The sequence below is a fragment of the Streptomyces sp. NPDC060031 genome (assembly GCF_042736805.1).
Lineage (GTDB): Bacteria > Actinomycetota > Actinomycetes > Streptomycetales > Streptomycetaceae > Streptomyces.
In genome coordinates, this window is sequence record NZ_JBHWVM010000186.1 from 1 (window position 1) to 4,613 (window position 4,613).

Genomic DNA, 4,613 nt, shown 5'->3' on the forward strand with positions numbered 1-4,613 from the left:
GACACGCCGCCGGCCATCCCGATCGTGTGACCCGCCGTCGTACCCATCAGATGACTCCTTCGAGGAAGGAACCCACCTAATTCATGACACTCCCCGGCCCGATGGTCGGGCCGCTGTGATGTGCGTTTGAGGTGCGTTTCGTGGTGAGCATGCGGCGTGAGGTGTGCGACGGCTACCAGGCGGCCGGGCGGTTGCGGGTGCCGGTGGCGGCCTGGTGGTGGGCGGCCGGCTCGGGCCTGGCCGAGCCGGCGGACGCCGGGCCGGGCCGGTGGTCGCGGGCCGTGGTCGAGGCGGCGGAGGCGGTGCGCGCGGCGCTGCGCGGGCCGTGCTCGGCGGGGTGGGCGGCGGACCGGCTGACGCGGGCGCTGGAGGTCCCCCTGCCGCTTTGGCGGCCGAGGGCGACCGCCTCGGCGGTCGGCTACCTGGTGAAGGCCGGCCTTCTGGTCTACCTCGGCGGGGCGTCCAAGTTCCCGACGTGCACCCGGACCAGGTCGAGACCCTGGCTCGCCGCCGGGACCTGGCCGCGCTCCTGGGCCGGCATGTGCCGCTGGGCCCGGGCCAGGCCGCGGTGAGGCTGGGCTTGCGCAGGGCGGACTATGCGCGTGAAGAGACCGGGCGGCGTGGCCGCGGAACGGCTTCGGCAGCTGGCTGTGCCGCTTTGCGGCATGGCGACCCGTAAAGAGGAACGGGCCACCACGCCGCTTGCCGGTCAGGCGATCTGAAGGAACGAGACCGAGTGCGCGGTGAACTGTCCCAAGACGTTGTTGGTCTCCGGGTTGCCCGAGGGTACACCCAGCGCTGAGACGGTGAGCTCCTGGTTGCCGATGGCGGAGCAGTTCTCCTCGCCGTACTGGTTCGCCGTGGTCGTCAGCGCGCCGGCACCGATCTTCAATGATTGGAACGTCACGTTCACGCAGCTGAGATCGACCGCGTCGGCAAGGTCGTACGTCGTCTTCGTGCCGGTGTAGTTGGTGCCAGTCCAGACGCAGACCTGCGCGTTGCCGCAGGATGAGTCGGCGCTGGCGGGCGATGCCGGAGCGATGACGAACGCGGCGACCGCTGCGGGGAGAATCATCAGCGCAGTGCCGATGCGTGCGCGGACGGCGCGGGGCGGATCTGAGTTGGCGAAAAGCATGGGACCCTCCGGGCTCGGGACGTACGGACCGCGGCGCCGATGGTCCATCGACGCATGTGAAAGCTATATGCGGCGAGGCCACCACAGCGACCTGCCGCCAGTCGGTCGTACAGCGCACCCCTGCCCGATCCAGCTCCGGATCTCTTTGCAGCGAGCAGACCGCCACCATGCGCCCGGGCCGTCCCGTGATGGTCGACCAGGAGTTCGGTGATGTTCACGCGGCAAGGCCGACGGTGTCGCGCCAGGTGGGGGTGGGTGTGGTGAGGCGGCGGGCCATGTTCGCGGTGGAGGCCCAGTAGACGCGTGAGGCGGAGGTGTCGGGCCGGTGGTCGTATTCACGGGTCAGACGCCGGTGGAGCATCAGCGTGCCGTTCGTCTGCTCGACCACCCACCGCTTCGGCTGCGGAACGACACCTTTGCCCTGATCAGCGGGGTTGCAGCGGACGACCTCGACGTCGATGTCCAGGAGGGCTAATCGGCGGGCCTTCTCCCGCACCTGGCAGCGAAGGAATTCCTGGATCCGCTGGTCAAGCCCGTCCTCGCGCCACAGCCGGAAGTAGTAGAACACCGCCGACCAGGCCGGGAAGTCATGCGGCAACAAGCGCCACTGACAGCCCGTCCGGTTCTGATAGAAGATCGCGTTCACGACCTCCCTCAGGTCGCAGGACCCGGGATCCGGTCGCCGACCGCGCCACCCTCTCCTGTTTCCAGGCCGTGATCATCGGCTCGATCAACGCCCACTGCCCGTCCGATAGGTCGCTGAGGTACGGCTCTCTCTTCACGCCCCGCATCTCCACATGGACATGCCCATCGAGCAGCCCGGACGACGATCAGTACCCCGATCGAGCGATCAAGACCGAGGAAGACCGGACTTAACACCGACTCAGGTGTCTCGGAGCCGGTGTCTCGGAGCCGGTGTACCGGGTGACGTCGGGCGGAGTGCGTCAGAAAGTGGGTTTGTCGCGGCAGGAGTACGCGTCGATGGTGGCGGCGGTCGGTTTGTAGGTCGTGGGCCAGTCGGGCTCCTTTTCCTCGAGCGTGGGCAGGGACGATCTGATGTCGTCGATCCAGGCGTTGCTTTCGATGTAGTCCTTCAGCCACGAAACCAGCTTGTGGCAGTCCTGGCGGTGGTCCTTGCGCATGCCGATCCCCCACATCTGGGGTCCTCCGATCTTGTAACCCTCCACGCGCCAGCCGGGGTGCTTGTGGGCGAAGCCGTAGAGGATGGCCTGATCGGTGGAGATTGCGGTGACCTTGCCGTCCGCGAGGGCGGTCTCGCACGAGGCGGCATCGGGCATGAGGTTCGGAGTCACTCCGTAGGCTTCGAGCGCCTCCTTCGAGGTGGTGCCGCCCCACGCGCAGACGCCGCCCTTCTCCACTGCGGTGAGGTCGCTCTGCGAGGCGATGACCGGCCCGTCGGCCGCGACGAGGAAGCCCTGGTAGGTGGTGAGGTAGGGACCGACGAAATCGATCTTGTCCATGCGGTCTTTGGTGATGGAGAACGAGGCGATCGTCAGGTCCACCACCGCTGGCGTCCCCACCAGTTGGGGGATCCGGTCCTGGGACGACACGTCGGTCGGTTCACCGAAAACGGCGCCTTCGCCCTCGAATTCATCCTTGAGGTGCTCGTACAGCAGGGATTCGAAGCCAGATCGCGGGTAGCCGATCTTGTAGGAAATTCCGGGAAGGTCCTTGTGCATCGCGACGGCGACCCTGTCGGTGCCCAGGAATCGCGTGGCGGAGCCGGATCCGGTTTCGGTGCAGGCGGGCGCCGCGCTCAGGACGACGACGGTCAGCAGCGCGACGGCTGCGGGCCTCCGTGACAGGGGCTGGGGGCGCCGCGATCGCGGTGGGTGTGGCATCTTCGGCACTCCTCAGTCGTGCAGTGCGGCATCGGTGACGGCGATCTTCATTGCGCATCCTTCGTCGACGGTCAGGGTGACCCGGACGCGGATGTCATCACGTGAGCCTCCGAGGCGGAACTCGACGGCTTCACCGGACCGCTTTCCGGTGGCCGGCCCGGCGTCACCGCCCCCCACCCGCTGCGCGGTGTAGGTGGCGCCCGGCGTACACGCCTGGCGATCGCCGGCGTCGTCCGCGTCGTCGATGCTCAGCCTCAGGCGGAGGTACGCGCGTTGGGGGGCGTTGTCCACGACGACCTGGAGCGTGGAGCCGTTCGTCGCCGTCGAGGGCGAGATCCGGGCGGTGACGGCGATCTCGCCGTGATCCGCCAGATAGCGCATGGCGGTCAGGCCCACGACCGCCAGGAGCAGCGACGATGCCGTCAGCAAGGGCCGCCAGAGGGCGGACCGGCGACCGCCGGGGACTCCCACCACACGGACGAACGACATGGCGACGGAGACCGCCAGGGCGGCCCACACCCACTGGAACTGGCGTGCCGGGCCGACCGGTGCGGTGATCAGTGCGGTGGAACCCAGCCCCACCACGAGGACGAAGGGCGGCCAGTTCCAGCCGCTCCAGGGCTTGGCCCTGCCGGTGAGATCGCTGACGTCACCGGCGAAGACGCTGAGGAAGAGCCGGCTCACCTTGCCGATCGCCGGCGCACCCCTGCCGTCCGTCCGCACATGGATGTTGTCGCCGCTGCCGTGCTCCGTCAACGGCTTCCGTCTCTTTGCGGAGGGGTGCCGAAGTACACGTTCCCGTGCTTGATCTGGCCGATCGCCGGCGAGTTGTCGCCGGACGTGGACACATGGAACGTGTCGGATGAGGAATCGTCCCCGGCGAGCCTGATCCGGTGCTCGAGGGCGGCCGCGCTCAGGTTGCCGCGGTCGCCGATCCAGGCGCCGATCGCGCTCTCCAGGATCAGCCTGTCGTCCGCGGAAAGACCTTCGATGGCGGTGACCACGGCGTCCTCTTGCGAGGTGGTGTCCGGATCGCCGGGATGCCGCCTCAGTATTCGGTCAAGAACGAGACGGCCCCGGTCCACGACGCGGTCGGCTGTCCGGCGCTGGGCGGTGATGACCACTTCGGCCGCGAAACCCGCTACCGCTGAGCTGATGAACGAGGCGATGACGGTGGCGGCTGACAGCAATTCGGACATGGAAGGTCCCCCCCGATCCTCGGCCCTGTGGCCGTGAACGTCGTCTCGTGACACGGACCACGTCGATCGCCCATTATCCAGAAGCAGGCGGCGGAAGTCAGGTGTTGCCGCCAACCCGGCTGTGCGATCCGGCTGTGCTCGCGGGGACGGTCCCCGACCTCTTCGATCTACCCTGCTCAATGCCTACCTCCACAACGGCGCACACCAGAACCGGTCCACGGCCATCGCTCCACTCCTGAACGAAGGCTGGAAACTCCCATACACCGGCAACGGCTTCTCTCTGGCCCCACGGTCCCCCGACGGTGTCAATGGCCTTTGAGTGCGGTTCTGATCCACTTCTTGTGGGTTGGTTGCGGAGGGTGACGCTCTTCAGTCCGCGAGGAGTATCTGCAGGCGGAGGAGATCGAATCCGGCACG

5 protein-coding genes and 1 pseudogene are annotated in these 4,613 nt (G+C 67.8%); 1 reads left to right on the plus strand and 5 read right to left on the minus strand.

From position 1 onward, the window contains the following. The first annotated feature begins 143 nt into the window (after positions 1-143). Positions 144-572: a hypothetical protein gene (locus ACFWB8_RS36765; protein ID WP_385237591.1), complete on the plus strand. Its 429-nt coding sequence runs from the start codon at positions 144-146 to the stop codon at positions 570-572. Positions 573-709: 137 nt separating this feature from the next. Here ACFWB8_RS36765 and ACFWB8_RS36770 read toward each other — a convergent pair whose 3' ends face one another. From ACFWB8_RS36770 to ACFWB8_RS36790, 5 genes and pseudogenes are all read right to left on the minus strand, one after another. Continuing rightward, the gene (locus ACFWB8_RS36770; RefSeq protein WP_385237594.1) at positions 710-1,135 is read right to left on the minus strand and encodes a peptidase inhibitor family I36 protein; all 426 of its coding nucleotides are present in this window, start codon (positions 1,133-1,135) and stop codon (positions 710-712) included. A gap of 214 nt (positions 1,136-1,349) precedes the next feature. Continuing rightward, a pseudogene (locus ACFWB8_RS36775) lies at positions 1,350-1,926 on the minus strand (transposase). Between the two features lie 153 nt (positions 1,927-2,079). After that, positions 2,080-2,835 (minus strand): transporter substrate-binding domain-containing protein, encoded by a 756-nt coding sequence (locus tag ACFWB8_RS36780; protein WP_385237597.1) that lies wholly within the window; start codon positions 2,833-2,835, stop codon positions 2,080-2,082. A 174-nt stretch (positions 2,836-3,009) separates the two neighbouring features. After that, positions 3,010-3,753: a hypothetical protein gene (locus ACFWB8_RS36785; protein WP_385237600.1), complete on the minus strand. Its 744-nt coding sequence runs from the start codon at positions 3,751-3,753 to the stop codon at positions 3,010-3,012. Further along, complete coding sequence (locus ACFWB8_RS36790) at positions 3,750-4,196, minus strand: hypothetical protein (RefSeq protein WP_385237603.1); 447 nt, start codon at positions 4,194-4,196, stop codon at positions 3,750-3,752. Before ACFWB8_RS36790 ends, ACFWB8_RS36785 begins: the two co-directional genes overlap by 4 nt. Positions 4,197-4,613 lie beyond the last annotated feature (417 nt).